Raw genomic sequence first — 21,605 nt, 5'->3', positions numbered from 1 at the left:
CGAGTAAATCGCCTGAATTGGCGAGTAAAGCATCGAAATTGGCGAGTAAATCGCTGAAATTGGCGAGTAAAGCATCGAAATTGGCGAGTAAATCGCTGAAATTGGCGAGTAAACCGCCGGAATTGGCGAGTAAATCGCTGAAATTGGCGAGTAAACCGCCTGAATTCGCGAGTAAAGCATCGAAATTGGCGAGTAAACCGCCAAACTCCCGTGCAAACCAACCAAACTCGCGAGATAAGGCATCAACTTCATGAGAAGATGGCCAGGACTTGCCAGGAAAAGCTCCAAATCGTTTGTATACGCAGCAAAAGCCTCTGCTTGAGGCTTTTTTTGTCGTGAGAGTGGTTCGGTTATGTAAATAGAACCTTTGCGGCCTGGATGGCAAAATATATGCCAATTCCTATTAGGGATAGTCCGGAGATGATGGATATGCCCATAAGAATGGGTCTGGATAAAAAGCGCCTGAAGCTGCTGGAGATGATGGCCATTGTGGTATCCCAGGCCAAGAGGCCGAGAAGGATGCCTGAGCTGTAGAGAAGGATGTGATGAAAATCGTATTTGGATGTGGTGTTAGCAAGGATCGATCCGTAGATGCCGAGCCAGAATAAAATCGATAAAGGGTTCGAGATGGCCATGATGAATCCTGATGCAAAAGAAGAGAAGTGTGATTCTTTTGCATTCCGTGCATTCACTTCTATCTTACCTGCACTAAAAAGGCTTTCGAAGCCGGTATAGGTTAGGACGAAAAAGCCAAAAAGCCATAAAAAGGTTTGCATGAAGGAGTTTTCCAAAAAGTGGCTGACCCCGTAATAAACGAGGACTAAATAAACAGCATCCGCCAATATGGCACCCCAGCCAAAAATCCAGGCGTGCCAAAAACCTTTCTTGATTCCTTTGTCCAATTGACCGGCGTTAATGGGTCCGATCGGAGCCGCAAGGGATAATCCGAGTAAAACATAGCTAAAAAAAACGCCCAATACATCATCACCTCATCATGGAATACATCTGCTTAATTGAATGTATTCATAAACGGGGACTTGTACCACTTTTTTTACCTTGGAAGCCGAGCCATTCAATTTCATACGTGCCGTTGAATAAATCCATCTGCCCTACTGCATATTAAATAAAGACATCAAAATTCAATGAAGGACGAATGAGCGATCGATTTTTTTGGCCTTTGTATGCTTGAAGTCGTGTTTATCATGGATGAGGAGTGTAGGTATGGAAGGTCATGAGAAAAATAAAGTCAGCATATGGTGCCTGATCAGCATGGCATCGATTCCAATGGTTATGACACTTGGAAATTCAATGCTTATTCCGGTACTGCCTATTTTTGAGGAGAAGGTGGGGATATCTTCATTTCAATCAAGCATGGTGATAACAAGCTATTCGGTAGCTTCCATTTTTTTAATTCCCATAGCTGGTTATTTATCAGATCGATTTGGACGAAAAATGGTTATTTTGCCAAGCTTGATCCTAGCCCTTATCGGAGGCTTGATCGCAGGATATGCATCATGGAAGATGGAAAACCCTTATACGTGGATCATCATTGGTAGGGTTTTACAGGGGATTGGTGCGGCCGGAGCTTCGCCAATCATCTTGCCATTAGTGGGGGACTTATACAAGGATGACGATGAAAAAACGAGTTCATGCTTGGGCATCATCGAAACATCGAATACCTTTGGAAAAGTGCTGAGCCCCATATTGGGTTCCCTTTTTGCCGCATTTATCTGGTTTTTACCATTCTTCTCGATTTCATTCTTCAGTTTAATATCAATTGTCTTGGTTTTTTTCTTTATTAAGGTACCAAAGGAAAAGGACGAGCCGAAGAAATTAAAGGAATTTTGGCATGATACGAAACAAATTTTCAAGAAGGAGGGGAAATGGCTGTATACCGTTTTCCTGATTGGTGTATTTGTCATGCTTGTTTTATTCGGTGTTCTTTTCTTTTTGTCTGACAATCTGGAAAAAATCCATGATTTTCATGGGGTCAAAAAAGGTTTAGTGATAGCGATCCCGCTGTTTTTCCTTTGTGTATCGTCCTATATTACGGGAAAGAAAATCAAAGGCGAATTGCCGATCATGAAGAGGATCATCATCATCAGCTTGGCGATCCTTTCGCTCAGCTTGGTTTTTGTAGGATACACCAAGGATCGGGTAATCCTGCTTCTGCTCGTCACGAGCCTTGCTGGCATCGCAATCGGTGCCTTATTGCCGACGCTTGATGCCATCATTACGCAAAATATCGAAAAGGAACAGAGGGGGACGATTACCTCCTTTTATATGTCCTCAAGGTTCATCGGAGTCGCGGCGGGCCCTCCGGTCATGTCGCTTGTCATGAGGGATTACATCAATATGAGCTACATCATCTCGGGCATCATGGGCATCTGCCTCGTATTGATCGTGTTGAAATTCATTAGTTCGGATAAAAAAGAAGCGGCCCATTAACCATAAAAATGATTGAACAATGAAAAGCATGTCGCATGATATCCAAGGCTTTTCTTTAAAATGGCATCTTGCTATATCAACATGAAGAATGATGAAAGAGGGAGTGGCATGGTAAAAGCCAATTGTACTGCAGCTAAAGGGAAGAAAGGCATGGATGCTTCTGATTCAGGCGAACAAAGTGGCCATATGAAGTGGTGGCAGCTGTCATTGGTCGGTGTAGGATGTACGATCGGGACGGGATATTTTCTGGGATCGACGATCGGGATTATCACAACGGGTCCATCCATCGTGTTTTCATTTGTTTTGGCGGCCCTTGGTACGTATATCGTGTATAATCTGCTTGCCAAGATGACGGCTGAAGATCCGCAGGAAGGATCATTTTGTTATTATGCCGATAAAGCATTCGGACGGTGGGCGGGGTTTAGCTGCGGCTGGAATTATTGGTCCTCGAATATTTTGATCATGGGCAGCCAGCTGACCGCACTGTCGCTTTTATCGCAATTTTGGTTCCCGCGTGTACCGCTATGGCTGTTTTCCGCCGGTTTCGCTTTTGTTTCAATCGTTGTGGTATTACTGGGGACGAAGGGGTTCGATAGGATTGAAAACCTGCTTGCCATCATAAAAACGGCTGCAATCGTCATGTTCATCATCCTTGCAGTATGTGCCGTTCTTGGCTGGTTTGGTCTTGATGGAGATAAGCCTCCTTCATTTCCCAACACCTATAACGAGTTATTTCCAAAAGGGCTGAAAGGATTTTGGACATCGCTCATCTATGCTTTTTATGCATTTGGCGGCATTGAAGTGATCGGGCTGATGGCCATGCAGCTTAAAAAGAAAGAAGATGCGCCTAAGGCAGGGACGATCATGCTGCTCGGACTGACGATCATTTATGTAGCCTCACTGGGTTTAGCGGTCACAATGGTTTCGCTCGGGGCATTCAGTGAGAAGGAAAGCCCTTTTGTTACGGCTTTGGATAGTTATCACCTTACTTTTTTTCCGCATGTTTTTAACGGGGCCATTATCGTTGCTGGATTTTCGACGATGACGGCATCATTATTCGGTGTGACCAATTTATTGGTTACGATTGCCGATGATGGGAATGCGCCTTCAATATTCATGCAAAAAATCAAAAAACTGAAAGATCTGCCACTGCCTTCACTCATTCTTGGGGTGCTGGGGCTTTTAGGGTCAATCATCACGGCCCTGCTTTTGCCAGGCAAGATCTATGAATACATCACTACAGCTGCCGGTATCCTGCTTTTATATAACTGGGCCTTCATCATTCTTTCTTCTTTCAAAATCCTGGAAAGTAAAGCGTGGAGCAAGGCAACGGGAGTCTTTGGCATGCTGTTGATTGTAGCTGCTGTCAGCGGCACCTTGCTCGAAAAGGAGATCCGACCCGGGTTTTTCATAAGCCTCTTATTCGTGGTGATGATAGGACTTGCGGCCATTTTCATGAAGTTCAAGGTTTGGAACAAGAACAAGGCGATGACGGCTAAAATGAGGAAATCGGAATTGGATTGATGGACGGGACCCCGGGTGCAACAGCAGTCGGGGTCCATTCTTTCATACAAACCCTTTGGCGCAAGGAACGTAAGTATAGGGGCCCTAAAATAGTAACAAGAGAGATAGCGATTGAAAAAACTTACGATGTTCGCGGTGGGACTGATGGGATGTGCACCCGTGAGTCAGGTTGAGACGGACAAGCTTCCTGAAAAAGAAACATGCGAAGGCGACAAGGTTGAACCGTGAAAGAAACGGCTCACTCTACTTATATAGCCGAGGTGAATTCGAATCTGGAATTGCAATCCGAAGCCTTGATCCACAACCATCAGAAAGTGCATACATACACACCTTTTATTCAGAGGTGGAATTATTGGATGTCGTCTCCTTTCCAGAATTCTCTGAGCTGTCCATTACCATGTTCTCGATGGATCGAATGAAGTGTTTTATGACGGGAAAGATCCTGCCTTATTCGGGGGGAGTGTGAGCATCTGGGAATTATGGGGAACGCTTTGGCGGCCAATCGGATGAGTTCTGGGGATTTTACGATGCGAATCGTGAAGAAATCGAGGAAGAAGAGAAGCGGGCATTTGCAAATTGGTTCGCAGCTTGCTGGGAAAAAGCACAAGGGAAATCGGTGCCGCTGCCCGCTTGCTTTTCCGTCCAGGATGATACTGAATCGTTCGATTTAAAGAAAAATGCTTGGGTCATGGATGAAGAAAAATGGTCTTACTGACACCTGGAAAAGGCAGCCGAATTGGCTGCCTGCTTTTTTTATTGGACGAGACAAGCGTTAATGCTTTCTTCAAAGTTCTCCATATACGTTTGAACCTGCTCCGAATAGTGGTTCTTTAGGGAAAGCAGCAAGCTTTCGATCAAAAATCTTCTCGGAGTGTCGGACTGCATCAGCTCATCTTGGATGAAGTCGACAAGCTCAATGGCCCTTGTCCGATGTTCACCGCAGGGAAAAGTTGTATGGATCGCCGTTTTCAACTCCGCGGTCGCCTTCAATAAATTGTTATGGCACGGGTAAAGATTGTTTTCGAACTGGGGAAACCACGTATGGATTAGTTCTGGATCAAGAATTTGTTCCTTGCTTTTTGCCACCTCATCAACTGTCTGGATGATTCGATTCATGCAGTAGCGAATGATTTCAATTTCCGGCTTTGTGACCGCATTGGCGCGATGATTGAAGTGGTTCATATGTGTCATCATCGAGTGGAAAATGATGACGCAATCCAAAAGATAGGGTTTGTTGCCTTCCCCGAATATATCGAGGAAACGGCCATGCATCCAGCGTATGCTCAACAAAAGGATCTGGTTGATGAATTGTTTTAATTCCTCATCATTGGAAACGCGGACTTCTTCGATCAGGATCAGCAATTTACTTTGTTTGTTGCCCATCATTTGCAGTTCGAGCTGCTTAATGAAAATTTCAATATCGGCTGAATCCTGACCTTCCAGCAATTTTTCCCGATCATGGCGAATCCTTTTGTAAAAGGATCGGAAAATGGCGATAAATAATTCACCCTTCGAAGGGAAATAATTATAAAATGTACCTTTTGAAATGCCGCTGCCGTCCAAAATATCTTGTATGGACGTGGCTTGATAGCCTTTTTCAATAAATAGCTTATGAGCCGTATCGATGACATTCTGCCTTCGATTCTTCATCGTATCACCTTATTTTCATTATACTGCTTGTATAAATGTAATCGTACTCCATTTTTCATTACAGCACAAACCCTTATTTAAAGCATGAAAATTTTTATTGCAAAAAATAGACCAGAGGTATATTATAGATTTTATGAGATTGGGGTGTACCCCTCGTATAATTAAATGAACCAATAGTTTGAATGGAGGAATAGATAAAAAGTGAGTACTGCACAAACAGAAAAAAAGGGCTCTTATGGCATTTTGATCATCCTTATGGTCGGTGCGTTCATAGCGATACTTAATTCGACCCTTTTAAATATTGCACTGCCTTCGATAAAAACGGACTTGGGAATCGAGACTTCCACAGTCCAATGGCTGACAACGGGCTATATGCTCGTGAATGGAATCATGATTCCGACTACAGCCTTCTTGATAAGGAAATATTCGGTACGTAATCTCTTCCTGACCGCGATGCTGCTTTTCTCCATCGGGACGATCGTTGCCGGTGTAGCGGAAGTCTTCCCGTTATTATTAGGGGCACGTATGGTTCAGGCTGCAGGGTCGGCAATCATGATGCCGCTATTGATGAACGTGCTGTTAACTTCTTTCCCTGTCGAAAAACGGGGATCGGCCATGGGATTATTCGGCTTGGTCATGATGTTTGCCCCAGCAATCGGGCCGACGCTATCAGGCTGGATCATTGAACATTATGATTGGAGAATGCTGTTCCATTTCATTACTCCGCTTGCGTTACTTGTGCTCGTTTTTGGTTTCTTTAAACTAAAAGATCATAAGGAAAAAGTCGATATTTACATTGATAAAATATCGGTCATCCTTTCAAGCTTAGGGTTCGGCGGCTTGCTTTACGGATTCAGTTCCGCAGGCAGCAAGGGCTGGGATAGCCCATGGGTCTATGGAACGCTCATAGTCGGTGCGATTTCCCTTGTTCTTTTCATTACACGCCAGCTTAAAATGGAAACGCCAATGCTTGAATTCAGGATCTTCAGGCATCCGATGTTCGCCCTTTCTGCAACGATTTCAATCGTGCTGAATATGGCGATGTTCTCGGGAATGATCTTAATTCCGATGTATACTCAAACCGTACGTGGCATTTCACCATTTGATTCGGGGCTGCTGATGCTTCCAGGTGCCTTATTAATGGCCTTGATGTCACCTGTTACCGGTAAACTCTTCGATAAATTCGGCGCAAGGATCCTTGCTTCAATCGGATTGTTAATCACTGTAGGTACTACGTATTTCTTAAGTAAGTTATCCATGGAAACAACTTATACGGAAATTGTGATCCTGTTTTCCATTCGTTCCTTCGGGATGTCGATGTCCATGATGCCGATCATGACAAATGGATTGAACTCGCTGCCAGCCCGTATGAACCCTCACGGTACGGCGATGAACAACACCCTGAACCAAATTTCCGGCGCGATCGGTACCGCATTGCTTGTAACGGTCATGTCCAACCGTGCCGCTTCAACGGGTGAGGAACTAATGACGAAAGCAATGAGCAAATTAACAAGCCAGCCCTCTGCTGAGGTGATGGCACAAATGAAAGCCCAAATCGGCATGCAGGCGATGCTGGATGGAATTAACTTTTCCTTCCTTGTCTCTACCTTCATTGCAGGCGTGGCGCTGATTTTAGCCCTATTCATCAAGCGTGCCTGGCCGGCTGAAGAAAAACCAGCAGCGAAAAAAGAGCAAAGCGCTTAATGTGAAAGAGCCCCGATATGACCTGCTCCGGCAGCCATATCGGGGCTTTTTCCATGATTGAAAAAAATTACGTGTCCCTCATCCCCAGCCATTTTTCCGCCCGGAATCGAACTGTTCCTTGATGGAATGGCGAAGGCTTTCCGATAACGCCTTGACCGCTAACACCTTGTTCACTTTATCATGATTAAAGCGGTCATGGAATTTGACGTCATTGACTAACGCGACTGAAACCCGCTGTGGATGGGGCTCGATCAATCTCATCGGGTCATGCGGGGAAATCATCCCTTCCTTCAGCACCCTTAACAGGAATCCTGTGTAGCCCGTATTCCTGACTTGGACGATCAAGCTGGGCACCTCATATTTGGCCGCAAGTTTATAGCAGGGATTCCGCGGCTCGGAGATTTGGATGATGGCATCGCCCATCGAAAAAATATCCCCGATATGGGCTTTATCCTCCGTCAGGCCCCCGACCGTGAGATTTTCGCCAAAAAGGGCGGTATCGACCATATTCTGAAAAGCGGGTCTCCAGTGTTCATAATGGTCGAACGGATATAAACATAAGGCTTTATTTTCCCCGCCGTGATGTTCATACGCCTGTTCATCGCCAGCCAAACCGACTTTGCTTAAAAATACTGGCCCGTCCACCGGCTCCTTTTTAATCGCGGATCGATATACTTTTTTTCCGAATTGGTATGTTTCCGTTTTCCCCATATTCAATGATTTCACTTCATATTGCGGTACAAGCATCTCCATTTGCCCTCCATCCTGACTTTATTGCCATTATACAAAAAAGCGAAGAGCCGTGCCATTTCAATGACACGGCTCCTTTCATTATGAGATCGCTTTGTCGGAAGCCACTTTTGCATGCTGGATATGACTGGTTATCCAGCCGATGATGGCCGCAGCAACAAGATAGGCAAGCAAGATCGCGATCTGTGTTTGCAGGTTTTCCCAGCCTCCTAATGAAATGACTTCTTGAAGCTCCTGCAGGGAGTGGGCCATCGGTAAAAATTGACCGATTGTCGACAACACGGACATTCCCAGCTCACCCGGAAATGTCCCGCCGCAGGTAGCCAATTGGAAGACAAGGAGGGTGACGGCCGCGAATTTCCCGACCACTCCGAATACGGTGACCAGCATGAGAATGAACGTCATGAAGGTAAAGGACACGATGATGCTTGATAAAATGAATACAGGGACACTTGCGACTTGCAAGTGGAAGCCAAGCAGGACGACTGCATCCAGCAGCAATGCCTGAACCAGGCCGATTAGATAGACAAGCCCCAGCTTATTCGTGAAATGGACCGTTCCGGTAACCTGGAGATTTTGTCTGCGGCCAAGCGGCAGGATATTGGAAGCCATGATGCCGCCTACATAAAAGGCTAAAGACAGGAAGTAGGGGGCAATCCCCGTTCCATAGTTAGGAACCTCGGAAAGATTCGATTGGACCAATTCCACCGGCTCAGAGAACATCGACGTGGTCGAATCATCATACTGAAGACTGGATGTTTTGTCTGCAGCATCATTAAGCTTCATGGCTAACTGATTCGAGCCTGTTTCCAATGAAGTTAGTCCGTTTTGAAGGTCCTTCGAGCCGCTTGCCAGGCTGCTGCTGCCGCTGGCAAGTGAGTCGATGCCGCCCTGCAAGCTGGAGAAGCCGTTTGACCAGGTGGATAATCCATGGGCCAAATCAACGGACCCGTCGTTTAATTGCTTGGCGCCGGATAAGGCCAGCGTCATTTTATCGCCAAAGGTTTTCATCCCTGCCTGCACGGCATCTTGACCATCCGCCACTTTGGCAGCACCCTCGCCCAATTGCTTTTGACCGGCCTGCATCGTGGCGGCTCCTTTGGATAATCCTTCCGATAGGGCAAGAATCTGCTTGAAGTTTTGATCCTTCATGGCTTCGGGATGACTCTTGCTATAATCATCCAATTGTGATTTTAGCGCATTCGCCGTTTCGGCTGCCTGCTCCTGGCCTTTGCTTACTGTTGCCTGTGCGGCTGACCAGTTCTTGACCCCTTGGTTAAGATCGTTCATGCCATGTTCCAATGATTGATGTCCATCCGAAAGCTGCTTCATTCCGGAATACAAGTGTTGCGAGCCATCAGTTATGGCGGCGGCCCCATCGGTTAAGGCTTCTTGGCCATCCTCAAGCTTGGTGCTTCCTGATTTCAGCTTCTGTGCACCATCATTCAAACCTTGTATGCCCTCCGCCAGCTTGACACTTCCGCGTTTGGCATCCGCGGTTCCCTGGTGAAGCTTTTCCGCCCCGTTCCCGGCGTCCGCCAAGCCTTTTGAAACATCTTTGAACTTCGAGAGAATGCCCTCTGAATACACTTTCGTTATGCTTGCATTGATTTTTGCCGTCATCTTTTCAACGGCTGTCGTGCTGATCTGTGAGGCAACGAAGTTCTTGCCAGGATTGACTGTATATAAAAGCTTGGCCGTTTTTGGTTTTTCATCCATCAATGTCGTGACGTTTTTGGAAAAATCCTTCGGAATCGTTACGACCATATAATAGGTCCCTGCTTTAATCCCGGTATCCGCCGCCTTTTGCGAGATGAAATGGAAGTCCAACTCTTTTTGCTTTTTCAATTCCTTAACGAAATCATCGCCCGCTTCAATTGGTTTATCGTCCATTGTCGCGCCTTTGTCCTGGTTGACCACAGCTACGGGAAGCTGATCGAGTTGACCATAAGGATTCCAATAGCCTGCGAGGAAGAAGCCTGCGTAAATCAAAGGAACGACCAATAGGAAAATCAATGCGATTCTCCCGTGTTTGTGCATCCACATTGCTTTAATATCATGTAATACAAGTTGTATACCTTTCATTATTGAGCCTGCCCTTTCCAACTAAATGAGATTATTTCATCATAAGGGCTTTTTTAGATGCTGTATAATACATAATTAGTTATGTAATAATAGATTTTAAACTATATGAAAAGAGTGGGAAGAGTGGAATTATTGCAGCTTCAGTATTTTCAAACCGTAGCGCGTCTAGAACATATGACGAAGGCCGCCGAAAAGCTTCAAATAGCCCAGCCCTCCCTCAGTAAAACGATATCGCGACTGGAAGAGGATTTGGGAATCGCCTTATTCGACAGGGAGCACCGGAGAATCAGGCTCAATGCTGCCGGGAGACAATTCCTGAACCGGGTCGAACGGGCTTTTGCCGAGCTGAATGAAGGAAGGCGGGAAATCGAGGCATTGACTGCTCGAGACCAAAGGAACGTTACGCTTGCCGTCACCATTCCCAGGGTCCTCCCGGATTTATTGAGCACCTTCTTAACCCAATACCCGGATGTCCGCTTTCAGCAGTTCCTGAAATCGATAGAATCCATGAAGCAGCTGCTCATCGAAAGCGAAATCGATTATTGCATCTCTTCCGTCCCGATTGAAGGACCCGACATCAAGTGGGAGCCGCTGATCACCGAAGAAATATATTTGATCGTGCCGCCGAATCACCGCCTGGCAGGCAGGGAAAGCATCGAATTGAAAGAAGTGAAGGATGAACCGTTCATCAGCATGAATACAGGCTTCGGCTTCCGCAGCCTAACCGACCAATTTTGCCTCGAGGCCGGCTTTGTCCAGCACATCGCGTTTGAAGGTGACGAACCAGCTGTCATCTCCGATCTTGTCAGAAAAGGACTGGGCGTCGCCTTCGTATCCGAATTGACATGGCTGCACCAAACGGACTCATCATCACATAAAATCCGGATTTCCGAGCCGATGTGCCAAAGGACGATTGGACTGGGCTGGTCGGAGAAACGCTACTTCACACCAGCAGCCCAGCAATTCCGCCTATTTGTCATCGACTACTTCTCTGCGGTCAACACCGCCAGGCTGAAGCAGACCGAAATGAACCGTAGGACGTAGCTTGTCAAGCAAAGGGGCTGCAGTATGAAGGAGGGGGAAGAAGATTGCCGGAAGTAGAAAAAAATCAATTTGGAAAGCTGTTGCCTTATCTATATGACAGGAAGGAGCCGTGCCCGACATTTGCTTTCTCGGTCCTGGAACGGTTCATTCCGGGATTCGTTTTTGCAGATGATTTCAATTCGCCCAAAACGATTTTTGTGGGAACGGATTCAGGTTTATCTTTCGTTGGCGGTGCGAATTCAAACGATGCATTCAATGGGCTCTTTCTGAAGGTTTGCAGAACCAACCTAATAGAAGGGAAGAGATTCACGTTATTTTCGGGAAATGGCGGTTGGGATGAGCTGATCTCTGATTGCTTCAGGAAAGAACTGAAACAAAGCAGCCGCTATTCCTTCACCTTTCAGCCTGAAAGATATGATGGCGCAGACATCCATCTGCAAAATTCCTTCACTGTACGGAGGCTGGATGGAGCCGCGATAAAAAGAAGCCAGGAGTTCGATCATGAATACTATGAGCGATTTTGGCAGTCGGCAGGACATTTTTTGGATAAAGGTTTTGGCTATTCCGTGATGAAAGGAGAAACGGAAGTGGCGAGCGAGTGTACGGCGATTTTTAGGGGCAAGGTATACGCCGAAATCGATATTTACACCAATGCTGAATACAGGGGAATGGGGGTAGCCAAAAAGGCGGCACAAGCCTTCATTGATCATTGCTTGAGGAATGGAATGCTTCCTCGCTGGGATTGCGATGTTGAAAACCTTGCATCGATGAAGCTGGCAGATCGGTTGGGATTCGGGGAGCCTGTTATGTACTCCATCTTCGTGAAAAACCACCACTAAATGCGGATATGAGTGGTTGGCTCCAATCGGCTATTGATGGTTGTTTGCTGGTAAAATGTGCTAAAATAAGAGAAAGGGGTGGATAGGATGATGATGTTCGTGCCGTTGCTGCTGGCCCTCATACCCGGGATGATCATATTGACCCTTACTTCGTGGCTTTGTAAAAGAGGCGTATCTCCCTTCTTGAAAAAGCTGCCAGGGATCCTGACGATGATGGCTGCTTTCACCTTATTTTATATCGGATATGTTCACATTAGGGGATTCGAAGGGGCAGCGTATGGGTTCCTATCCTTTTTTCTCATCATCTTCGCTTTTATATCGTTCATGATCGGGAAAAAGGTGCGCGTCTAGTTTTGGTCGGAATAAGAGGGGTGCTCGTTGCTCGTTGCATGCCTCTTATTCCTGTGGGCCCGCTTTACATGTTTTGCTTATTTTATAAACAGCATTAACAGGCTTGTTCGTGATGATTTCAAGTAATTGCTCCGCCATATATTCTGCGCTATATTTAAAATCCGTGTTGACCCATTCGATGATCATGCCCAAAATGGCATAAGCCTGATAGCTGGAGGCAAGTTCTTTATTGATCTTAGGGTTCGGCCGGTAATCCTCCAGATCCTCCAATGGGAGCTTCTTCAATTCCTCACAAATCCGATCATGTAATGTCGGCAAGGCATTCGACTTTAGTACGAGTGTGTAGATGTCGGCAAAGTTAGCGACATGTTCAAAGATTTTGATCACGGAAACCGAGAGCTCATTGATGGTGAATACATCGACATGTTTATAAGGCTCCCGGTAGGAGATGATCAAATCGGCGATGACATCCTCCATCACCTCTTCAAGCAGCTCTTCTTTGTATTGGTAGTGTTTATAGAAGGTACCGCGATTCAGGTCTGCGAGCTCCACGATGTCAGTGATTGTTATTTCCCTGAAATCCTTACTCTTCATCAGCGCGATGAGGGAATCCTTTAAAGTCTTTTTGGATTTCCTGATCCTTCTATCAATTCCCGAGTTAGACGTAGCCATTTTCCTCACCCCTTGCTGCGATAATGAGCAAAATGCCGCTTTCGTGTTGATTGTTCAACATCATGGGCTGCATTTGCTGATTGTATAACCTTATTGAAACTAATTATACTATATAGGTAAGAAGTTAATGAACATCTGTACACTAAATTTCGTATTTGGAAATTGACTGAATGGGGGAGATTGGATGAAACTACAGGACAAGGTTGCCGTCGTGACTGGTGCGGCTTCAGGCATGGGTAAACAAATTGCAATCCTTTATGCTGGAGAAGGTGCCAAAGTCGTCGTATCGGATGTGAATCTGGATGGTGCGAATGAAACGGCTGAAGAAATAAAAGCGGCAGGCGGGGTTGCTTTTGCAATTAAGACGAATGTCGCATTGGAAGAAGATATTCAGCATTTGATCGATACGGCGGTTGCTAAGTACGGCACGGTGGATATTCTTGTGAATAACGCAGGCATCATGGATGGCATGGAACCGGCAGGGGATATTGAAGATGCTAAATGGGAGCGGATTTTTGCCATCAATACGACAAGCGTGATGCGTTCGACTCGAAAAGTGCTGCCGATCTTTTTGGAAAAGCAAGCAGGCGTCATCATCAATATCGCTTCCGCCGGCGGTCTGCATGGCGCACGTGCCGGCGGGGCTTACACGGCATCGAAGCACGCAGTCGTGGGCTTCACGAAAAACACGGGCTTCATGTATGCGGACAAGGGCATACGCTGCAATGCGATAGCGCCGGGCGGAGTTGAAACCAATATCGGCTCAAGCATGACGAATATCAATGGCTTCGGTGCATCTCGTCAGCAATTGGGAATGGCCATCAACCCCCGCAATGGAAAACCTGAGGAAATCGCGAAAATCGCTTTATTCCTGGCTTCGGAGGATGCAAGCTTCGTCAATGGCACCGTCATCACGGCGGATGCAGGATGGAGCGCCTATTAAAAGAGTAAGACATCTGCAAATGGCTGTTTGCAGATGTCTTTTTTTATGGAAGCTTAACAGAAAAAGAGGGAACGGCGAAGGATTAGGAGAAGTTATAACGGAACGGAGGGATCATATGGTCACATTCAGGAATGCAGAAGCGAAGGACTTAAACGAAATCGTGCAGCTGCTTGCGGACGATGTATTGGGCAGGGAGCGGGAGCGATATGAGCACCCGCTTCCGGATAGCTATCTCGAAGCCTTTCGATCCATCGATTCCGACAAAAACAATGAATTGATCGTGGCCTGCCTCGATGGGCGAATCGTTGGGGTGCAACAGATCACCTTCACCCCTCATCTTACGCATCAAGGCGGCTGGCGGGCTACGATCGAAGGCGTTCGGACGGCAGCTTCCGAGCGGGGGAAGGGGATTGGAAGCAAGCTGATCCAATATGCAATCGAGCGTGCCAAAGAGCGCGGATGCCACATCATCCAGCTGACGACAGATAAAAAGCGCGCGAATACGCTGCGTTTTTATGAACGCTTAGGATTCACGGCCACTCATGAAGGGCTGAAGCTGAAGCTGAAGCTTTAAGGAGGAGGTGTTTGCATGATAAAAGGATTATATGAAGCCCATTTACCCGTGCGTGATTTGAATCGTTCGATAGCATTTTATGAAGCACTTGGCTTGCAGCTGGATCACAAGGTGGAAGACAATTTGGCCTTTTTATGGATTGAAAAAGATAAAAGCTGGCTCGGTCTTTGGGAAACGGAAAAAGCGGAGGTGGAGTATCATCCTTCGTTGCGTCACATTGCTTTTCAAGTTTCCTTGGAAGATTTGAAGCGGTCTGTCGCATGGCTGGAAGGCAAGGGCTATCAGCCAAGGGAGGCTTTTGGATTTGAGCCGGTCGAGCCCTTCGTGATGCCACATGGGGACTATGCACATGCAAAAATCCACTTCAATGACCCGGACGGCAATAGCTTGGAGCTCATTTGCAAGCTGGAAAACCGCAAAAAGATCATGACACGGATGTATTTAAGTGAATGGGAACGAATGCAGGAAGGATAAGCTGCACGAGGAGGGAATCATCACATGAATTCGCAAGCGAAACGATATTGGCATGAATTTTGGGAAGGGAAAGGCACGGAAATGCCAAAATCAGTCAGTGCGTGGCCATTCGGCGCTGATCCCGATCAGCTGGCACAATTGGTGATCGATGGGATAAAAACGGCCACGTGCTCCGGTCATGTTTTTTATGAAGAAGAAAATGAACCATTGCCGTCCGCAGGCGATTACAGCATTATTTTAAGCAGCGAGGACATTCCTTTAGCGATCATACGAACAGTGAATGTCGAAGTAGTACCGATGAATGAAGTGAGCGAGGAGTTCGCGATTGCAGAAGGCGAAGGCGATGGTACGTATACCTACTGGTGGAATGCACATGAACAATTTTTTAAAGAAGAACTGCACAAAATCGGCCACACCTTTAAAGAAGATATGCTCCTTGTTTGTGAGCGGTTTGAATTGATACATGTGAAGAGTAACGACTCTAGATAATCTCTGACTTCATATGTAAAAGAGCGGGTACACGAATGTGTCTTGGGGACGCTGGCCATGGAGTCGGACCCTGTAGACCCTAGATTGTAATGGATGGACACGGGCTGCTGCGGGAGCCCGTGTTCTTTTTGAAGCAGCAAGGAGTTTTTCGGCGAGCGTGCGAAATCTTACAGAATAGTACAAAATGGTGGCGGCATATTATTTCTTAACGGAATGCTGCTGTTGGCCTTCTTGTAAATAAAGCGCGTAAATTGGGGCTGGTTATGTTGTATCGGAATAAAAACACCGCTCTGGTCATTATTTTGTGCATCCTGTTATTTCTATACCTTGTTGTGATGGCCTTTCGCCATATTACGGTATACTTCGTGTACAGTTCAGGCATCGGGCCTTTATTATTTATCGGGTTGATCATCTCGGTCATCATTTTGCTTTTCTTCAGAGGATTCAGGTGAGAGACGAAAAGGTGAGGGCTGCTGCGGCAGCCTTTTTTTCTGTGGAGTAAAATACCCAACAACAACCATAAGAAAAAGGCATGGGCAGCCATACCGAATATCTTCCATTAGTAATCGATCGGTTTATCATTGATGGTGATCGTTATTCCATCCCCTTTTCCATGCGGCCATTCCCAGTTTGCTGGTTCGATACGGTTCGGATCGTGCGGAGCATGGTTTTTCGTATCGGTTCCAGGTGGCCCGATGACGACAGACTCATTAATGGGTGCCAATGTATCGGCGATTTTCTCTGCATCGACGCCATAGGAAAGCTGGAAAACCTCTGGCGGCGTCAGACGTAACATGTCGGAACCTTCAGCCGTTTCGAATTGATCATTGTTAAAAAAGAGATGGAGATGCAGCTCTTGTGAAACGGGTCTGATCCAATGCCACCAAGCCATCGGAATGAAGACGACCTGACCAGGCTTGGCTACATAGTTATGCAATTTCTTCGTATCTGAATCAACGATGGAGACAAGGGCCTCGCCGGATACCACCACATCCAGCTCCCAGGCATTCGGATGCCAATGAGGCTCCCGTATGTGTCCCTTGGTCAGATACAGGTCCACAAATGCCCCGCCGACCATTGCCGGTAACTGGGTCGAGGTGACTTCATAAGCGATATTATCACGATCGCGCTCGAAGAAAACATTAGCTCTAGAGTCAAAAAAGAGATTCGGGGTACCGCTTGATTTCTTTAGGTTTTTGTTATCGGGCACAAAGCCAGGATTCATGTTCGATCTCCTCCTTAACACACGGTGATTATATTTTATATGTGAAAATCCTGGGCGATGTGATTGATCAAATGTCTCCCTTCAATTCTTGAGATTGTGAGATATGCGAGTCACAAATCAGGTGTAAAGTAGGCATGCTTTTATTAGGGAATATTAAATTTTAGGTAAAATGTTATAAAATACCTTATTTGATATTAGTAATATATGGTAATATTTAAACGGAAAATATGTAGTTGATTATGATGTCAGGGGAGATGGGAACGTGGAGTTTTTTACAAAATGGTCGTTCAAGAACAAGTCTGCCGTTTCATTGGTCACCATTTTTATTTTGATGATCGGCATCATCAGTTATTTTAAACTGCCGATGGAATTTTTACCGTCTGCCGATAATCCACAAGTTACGATTATCACGATGGGGCAGGGCACGGATTCAAAAACGATGGAAACACAGGTTACGGAACCGATTGAACGGGCGGTTACGGGAGTAAAGGGAAAGAGCTCCATATACTCAACCACCGGTGATGGATTTTCAAAGATTGATTTATTTTTTGAATCAGGCTCGGATATGAAACAGGCAAAACTGGATGTTCAGGAGGCCTTGAGCAAAGTGGCATTGCCGCAGAGTATGGCGAAGCCTGCCATTGCGCAATTGAATACATCGATGATCCCGATTTCTTTCATAGCCGTGACGTTCAAGGATGGGTTATCAGCTGAAAACATCGATTTCACAAAGAAGGAACTGGAGCCTTTATATAAAGATATTAAAGGAGTCGCGGATGTACAGACCTTTGGAATCTCCCAATCTATTCTTTCTGTCAAGGTCGATAATGAACGGTTGGCTGAAAAGAAAGTATCGGTTCAAGATATCATGGGCGTCCTGAAAGGCCAGGATGCAGCTCTAGCCGTTGGTGAAAGGGTGATTGATGGGAAGACAAGTAATATTAAGGTCATCGGTGATCTAACGAGCATCGAAAAAGTAAAAGCGCTGAAGGTCGCGTCAGATGTCACGCTTGGCGACGTAGCAAAAGTTACTGCAGCGAAGGATGGCAACCTCATCAGCCGTTTCAACGGAAAGGAAAGCATTGATATCAGCATCATCAAGGACAGTCAATCCAATGCTGTCACAATCAGTAAAGAAGTGGAAAAGGTAGCAAAAGAAATCAACAAAAAGTACGGTGACCAGAAATCGACCATTTATTTATCGACAGCGGATATGGTGGAGACTTCCGTCCATTCGATGGTGAAAGAAGTGCTGCTTGGTGCTTTGTTCGCCACCATCGTCATCATGGTCTTTTTACGAAATGTGCGTTCTACATTCATTACGATCGTATCGATCCCGTTATCAATTGGCTTTACCCTGTTTTTGCTTTCATTGTCAGGGGTGACGCTGAACATCTTGACGCTGGGCGGTGTTGCGGTAGCGATCGGGCGCTTGGTGGACGACAGCATTGTCGTGATTGAAAATATTTTCCGGAAAATGCAGCAGGAAAAGATTTCGGTTTCATTGGTAATGGATGCGACAAAAGAGGTCGGAGTGGCGATCACGGCTTCAACGCTTACGACGGTAGCCGTTTTCCTGCCGGTCGCTTTATTGAATGGCGGGCTTCAGGAATTCCTGCTTCCCTTCGCTTTAACCGTCACGTATTCTTTGCTGGCGTCATTAATCGTCGCATTGACGGTCGTCCCATTGATGAGTGCGGGATTGCTGAAACGGGCGCAGCTGCCGAAACATCGTCCGGCGCAGCGGTTTACCAAGCTTGTCACATGGTCATTAAACCATAAATGGGTGGTCTTGAGCATTGCGCTGCTCTTGTTCGTCGGTTCGATTGGTACATATTTTGCGATGCCAAAAGGGGCGATTGATCATTCTTCAGCTGATTATGTCTCCGTGACGCTCACTTATCCAAATGATGCGCCTTTTGCTCATGTAAAAGAGAAGGCGATCGAGCTCGAAGAAAAATTGCAGGATTTGGATGAAGCCGAAAATGTGTTCATGCAATTAGGAAACTCTGCCGAATCGGCGCAGTATGGCGCCGTCACCTCGCCAACCGAAGCGACTTTCGGCATTTTAGTGAAAGATGAAGCGAATATTGATGGAATGCTGGCGGAAATCGATAAGGAAAAAGAAAACTATCCTGGTGCGTCGATTGCGACCAGCGCTTCTTCCTTCATGATGGGGGCTTCCAAGACGAACATCACGATTGATGTGATTGGCAAGAATGTCGGCGATTTGGAGCGGACAGCCGATAAGATCAAAGGAAGCATTCAAGATATCAAAGGGATTGAAGAGGTTACGACGAATCAGGACGAAAAGAAAACGATTTATTCATTCAAGGTCGATCCGGCTAAAGGAAACGCAGAACAAATCGCTCAACAGCTTGGGGTCATGCTCAACCGGACCCCAATCGGCAATATGACGCTTGCTGATAAGCAGACTCCGGTCGTCCTTGAACCTATCCTAGATCCGAAACAACCCAATGATTTAAAGAATATCCCCATCATGACTGATGGCGGTCCAGTCCCTGTGTCGCAAGTCGCTTCCTTAACGAGCGAAGAGAGCGCCACGACACAGTTCCATAAAGATGGAGAAGCCTATCTCCGATTGACGGCAACGGTAGATCCGGCTAAGCTGTCTGAAATTTCAAGCAAAGTGAATGCAGCGATATTTGGCGACAAACAAACCAAAGCCCTCAAGATTCCGAAGGATGTAGATATATTTGTCGGGGGTGCAAGTGCCCAGCAGACGGATGATTTTTCCGATTTGTTCCTGACGATGCTACTATCGATAGGAATTGTTTTTCTGATCATGGTGATTACATTCAAGTCGATGAAGGCCCCGATCGCGATTCTTTTTTCCTTGCCGTTTGCTGCCATCGGCGCAGTGCTGGGATTGGTCATCAGCCGGATTCCGGTGGATATTACAGCGTTGCTTGGTGCGCTCATGCTGATTGGCATCGTCGTGACTAACGCCATCGTGCTCCTCGATCGAGTCAGGCAAAATGAAGAAAAAATGATTATTCGGGATGCGATCATTGAAGCGACAGCGACACGATTCCGCCCGATCATCATGACGGCCGTCGCCACGATTTGTGCCATGCTGCCGCTTTTATATAAAAAGGCGGAAACGGGAAGCCTCGTTTCCCAAAGCTTGGCCATCGTCGTCATCGGCGGGCTGGCGGTTTCGACACTGCTTACACTCATCGTCATTCCATGTATCTATGAATTGCTGTACTTCAAAAAATCCAAGAAACAAAGAAAGAAATTGGATGAACCCGTTAGCGAGAGCGCCGAGATGTAAAAACGAAAGGCTTGCAGGAAAAGAGACTCTTTTTCTGCAAGCTTTTTTTGTATCAGAGGTATAAAACGCCTTTCCTCGAATTCACTTCTGGCAGCCGACGATCGTCGTATCAAACTGATTGTGCATGGTTATACTCATATGGAGGTGGCTAATTGTGGTAAAAATGGATCTTTTAATGAGTGCTTTTCGCGGAAACGATGATATTAAATATAAAGAAATCGTTATAAATGAAAAATCATTATATTTATTCTATATGAACTCTCTGACAGAAGAACATACATTGGAGGAATTGGTAATTCGCCCCCTCTACTTTCAGACTGATGGGGAATGGAAGGGTTTGCGGCATGTCTATATCGGTGGAGAACCGGTTGAATCGATAAACGATGCAGTTCAAGCTGTATTGGAAGGATTCACTCTGGTTACTGATCGTGAAGAGTTGATTAAACTTAAAACGTACACGGTTTCTCAGCGCGCTGTTGAAGGGTCGGCTATCGAATCGTCTATCCTCGGGCCCCATGATTCTTTTAATGAATCATTACAAACGAATTTATCATTAATTAAAAGGAAAATAAAAAGTATCGCCCTAAAGACCATTATGGGCAGTATCGGTGAAGAGACACAAACACAGTATGCCATTTTATATATGGACAATAAAGTATCTAATTACAACCTGGAGTGTTTGTTGCGCGCATTGGAACGGATCGACGTACCAGGGATAACCACGGCATCCGTTTTGCAGCAAATGATTGAAGAGGTACCTTGGTCACCCTTTCCACAGCTGCTTAATACGGTAAGAGTCGATGCATCGATGAGTTCCTTACTGGAAGGGAAGATAGTGGTATTGCTCGACGGAGCACCTCAGGCCCTGATCGGTCCCATTAACTTCATGGATTTGGTGAACGCCGCAGATGATGAATACAATCGTTCATTGACAGCGACATTACTACGCCATTTATCCCTTTTTGGCTTCTTCATTACACTTTTCATTACGTCATCATATGTTTCATTTTTAACCTTCCATCCGGAGATGCTTCCGCCGCAGCTTTTTAGTTTAATTGCTACATCTCGGGCAAAGGTTCCCTTCCCTCCCGTACTGGAAGTGCTGATATTGGAAATCATGATTGAAATATTGAGAGAAGCTGCTGCACGCATGTCCTTAAAAGTGGGACAAACGATTGGGGTAGTAGGAGGAATTGTCATCGGGACAGCAGCTGTGGAAGCCGGGTTAGTTAGCAATATCATTATTATCCTGGTCGCTGTCTCAACACTCCTCTCTTATTTACCAACCAATGTCTTATTAAGAAATGGCTTTCAGGTCATTAAATATGCATTCATCCTTTTAGCTGGGTTGATGGGTTTGTTTGGACAGATGGTTGCGTTTGCTTTTTTATTATCACATCTAGTCAAATTAAAATCATTGGGAGCACCCCTTCTTTCTATAGGCTTCAAAAAAGGGAGAGGCTATTCAAACAAAGGGGTACTCAGAGTCCCAGAGCGGGGATTCATCAAAAAGTAGCTTTGGGATCATAGGAGAA

The 21,605-nt window shown here is 45.9% G+C and carries 21 protein-coding genes; 15 read left to right on the top strand and 6 right to left on the bottom strand.

Annotation, left to right across the window (positions count from 1 at the left end; all coding sequences use genetic code 11):
• Positions 1 to 17: 17 nt before the first annotated feature.
• Entirely contained in the window at positions 18 to 254 is a 237-nt protein-coding gene (locus tag QNI08_RS09480; protein WP_285767188.1) for a hypothetical protein, read from the top strand.
• A gap of 96 nt (positions 255 to 350) precedes the next feature.
• Here QNI08_RS09480 and QNI08_RS09475 read toward each other — a convergent pair whose 3' ends face one another.
• Positions 351 to 977, bottom strand: coding sequence for a LysE family transporter (locus tag QNI08_RS09475; RefSeq protein WP_285767187.1), 627 nt, complete (start codon positions 975 to 977; stop codon positions 351 to 353).
• A gap of 244 nt (positions 978 to 1,221) precedes the next feature.
• Between QNI08_RS09475 and QNI08_RS09470 the strand changes: the two genes are divergently transcribed.
• The 3 genes from QNI08_RS09470 (at position 1,222) to QNI08_RS09460 (ending at position 4,643) form a co-directional block, all read left to right on the top strand.
• Entirely contained in the window at positions 1,222 to 2,448 is a 1,227-nt protein-coding gene (locus QNI08_RS09470; RefSeq protein ID WP_285767186.1) for an MFS transporter, read from the top strand.
• Between the two features lie 150 nt (positions 2,449 to 2,598).
• Positions 2,599 to 3,972 (top strand): amino acid permease, encoded by a 1,374-nt coding sequence (locus QNI08_RS09465; protein ID WP_285767489.1) that lies wholly within the window; start codon positions 2,599 to 2,601, stop codon positions 3,970 to 3,972.
• Positions 3,973 to 4,478: 506 nt separating this feature from the next.
• Entirely contained in the window at positions 4,479 to 4,643 is a 165-nt protein-coding gene (locus QNI08_RS09460) for a hypothetical protein (protein ID WP_285767185.1), read from the top strand.
• An 82-nt stretch (positions 4,644 to 4,725) separates the two neighbouring features.
• Here QNI08_RS09460 and QNI08_RS09455 read toward each other — a convergent pair whose 3' ends face one another.
• On the bottom strand, positions 4,726 to 5,622 hold the full coding sequence (locus tag QNI08_RS09455) for a TetR/AcrR family transcriptional regulator (RefSeq protein WP_285767184.1): 897 nt from the start codon (positions 5,620 to 5,622) through the stop codon (positions 4,726 to 4,728).
• Positions 5,623 to 5,877: 255 nt separating this feature from the next.
• Here QNI08_RS09455 and QNI08_RS09450 point away from each other — a divergent pair, with 255 nt between their 5' ends.
• Positions 5,878 to 7,326 (top strand): DHA2 family efflux MFS transporter permease subunit, encoded by a 1,449-nt coding sequence (locus QNI08_RS09450; protein ID WP_285767488.1) that lies wholly within the window; start codon positions 5,878 to 5,880, stop codon positions 7,324 to 7,326.
• A 78-nt stretch (positions 7,327 to 7,404) separates the two neighbouring features.
• Here the strand turns inward: QNI08_RS09450 and QNI08_RS09445 are convergent, their stop codons facing one another.
• Together QNI08_RS09445 and QNI08_RS09440 are read right to left on the bottom strand one after the other, a co-directional pair.
• Positions 7,405 to 8,079, bottom strand: a complete 675-nt coding sequence (locus QNI08_RS09445; protein ID WP_285767183.1) for an MOSC domain-containing protein — start codon at positions 8,077 to 8,079, stop codon at positions 7,405 to 7,407.
• A 78-nt stretch (positions 8,080 to 8,157) separates the two neighbouring features.
• The gene (locus tag QNI08_RS09440; RefSeq protein WP_285767182.1) at positions 8,158 to 10,161 is read right to left on the bottom strand and encodes a YhgE/Pip family protein; all 2,004 of its coding nucleotides are present in this window, start codon (positions 10,159 to 10,161) and stop codon (positions 8,158 to 8,160) included.
• 123 nt (positions 10,162 to 10,284) lie between these two features.
• On the opposite strand from QNI08_RS09440, the gene QNI08_RS09435 reads away from it, so the two are divergent.
• The 3 genes from QNI08_RS09435 (at position 10,285) to QNI08_RS09425 (ending at position 12,395) form a co-directional block, all read left to right on the top strand.
• On the top strand, positions 10,285 to 11,205 hold the full coding sequence (locus QNI08_RS09435; protein WP_285767181.1) for a LysR family transcriptional regulator: 921 nt from the start codon (positions 10,285 to 10,287) through the stop codon (positions 11,203 to 11,205).
• A gap of 44 nt (positions 11,206 to 11,249) precedes the next feature.
• The gene (locus tag QNI08_RS09430) at positions 11,250 to 12,044 is read left to right on the top strand and encodes a GNAT family N-acetyltransferase (protein ID WP_285767180.1); all 795 of its coding nucleotides are present in this window, start codon (positions 11,250 to 11,252) and stop codon (positions 12,042 to 12,044) included.
• Positions 12,045 to 12,131: 87 nt separating this feature from the next.
• Positions 12,132 to 12,395 (top strand): YesK family protein, encoded by a 264-nt coding sequence (locus tag QNI08_RS09425; RefSeq protein WP_285767179.1) that lies wholly within the window; start codon positions 12,132 to 12,134, stop codon positions 12,393 to 12,395.
• A 45-nt stretch (positions 12,396 to 12,440) separates the two neighbouring features.
• Here the strand turns inward: QNI08_RS09425 and QNI08_RS09420 are convergent, their stop codons facing one another.
• Positions 12,441 to 13,067 (bottom strand): TetR/AcrR family transcriptional regulator, encoded by a 627-nt coding sequence (locus QNI08_RS09420; protein WP_285767178.1) that lies wholly within the window; start codon positions 13,065 to 13,067, stop codon positions 12,441 to 12,443.
• Between the two features lie 184 nt (positions 13,068 to 13,251).
• Between QNI08_RS09420 and QNI08_RS09415 the strand changes: the two genes are divergently transcribed.
• The 5 genes from QNI08_RS09415 (at position 13,252) to QNI08_RS09395 (ending at position 15,999) form a co-directional block, all read left to right on the top strand.
• On the top strand, positions 13,252 to 14,010 hold the full coding sequence (locus QNI08_RS09415) for an SDR family oxidoreductase (RefSeq protein ID WP_285767177.1): 759 nt from the start codon (positions 13,252 to 13,254) through the stop codon (positions 14,008 to 14,010).
• 115 nt (positions 14,011 to 14,125) lie between these two features.
• Positions 14,126 to 14,584, top strand: a complete 459-nt coding sequence (locus QNI08_RS09410) for a GNAT family N-acetyltransferase (RefSeq protein WP_285767176.1) — start codon at positions 14,126 to 14,128, stop codon at positions 14,582 to 14,584.
• Between the two features lie 15 nt (positions 14,585 to 14,599).
• Positions 14,600 to 15,058, top strand: coding sequence for a VOC family protein (locus QNI08_RS09405; RefSeq protein WP_285767175.1), 459 nt, complete (start codon positions 14,600 to 14,602; stop codon positions 15,056 to 15,058).
• A 24-nt stretch (positions 15,059 to 15,082) separates the two neighbouring features.
• Positions 15,083 to 15,547, top strand: a complete 465-nt coding sequence (locus tag QNI08_RS09400) for an ASCH domain-containing protein (RefSeq protein WP_285767174.1) — start codon at positions 15,083 to 15,085, stop codon at positions 15,545 to 15,547.
• Positions 15,548 to 15,810: 263 nt separating this feature from the next.
• A complete protein-coding gene (locus QNI08_RS09395) occupies positions 15,811 to 15,999 on the top strand; it encodes a hypothetical protein (RefSeq protein WP_285767173.1) in 189 nt (62 codons plus the stop codon).
• A gap of 107 nt (positions 16,000 to 16,106) precedes the next feature.
• Here the strand turns inward: QNI08_RS09395 and QNI08_RS09390 are convergent, their stop codons facing one another.
• On the bottom strand, positions 16,107 to 16,772 hold the full coding sequence (locus tag QNI08_RS09390) for a cupin domain-containing protein (RefSeq protein ID WP_285767172.1): 666 nt from the start codon (positions 16,770 to 16,772) through the stop codon (positions 16,107 to 16,109).
• A gap of 262 nt (positions 16,773 to 17,034) precedes the next feature.
• Between QNI08_RS09390 and QNI08_RS09385 the strand changes: the two genes are divergently transcribed.
• Together QNI08_RS09385 and QNI08_RS09380 are read left to right on the top strand one after the other, a co-directional pair.
• Positions 17,035 to 20,070, top strand: coding sequence for an efflux RND transporter permease subunit (locus QNI08_RS09385; RefSeq protein WP_285767171.1), 3,036 nt, complete (start codon positions 17,035 to 17,037; stop codon positions 20,068 to 20,070).
• 163 nt (positions 20,071 to 20,233) lie between these two features.
• A complete protein-coding gene (locus QNI08_RS09380) occupies positions 20,234 to 21,586 on the top strand; it encodes a spore germination protein (protein ID WP_285767487.1) in 1,353 nt (450 codons plus the stop codon).
• Positions 21,587 to 21,605 lie beyond the last annotated feature (19 nt).

The sequence above is a fragment of the Peribacillus folii genome, from assembly GCF_030271255.1.
In the GTDB taxonomy this organism is placed as follows: Bacteria; Bacillota; Bacilli; order Bacillales; family DSM-1321; genus Peribacillus.
This window is presented reverse-complemented; position numbering and strand designations above follow the sequence as displayed.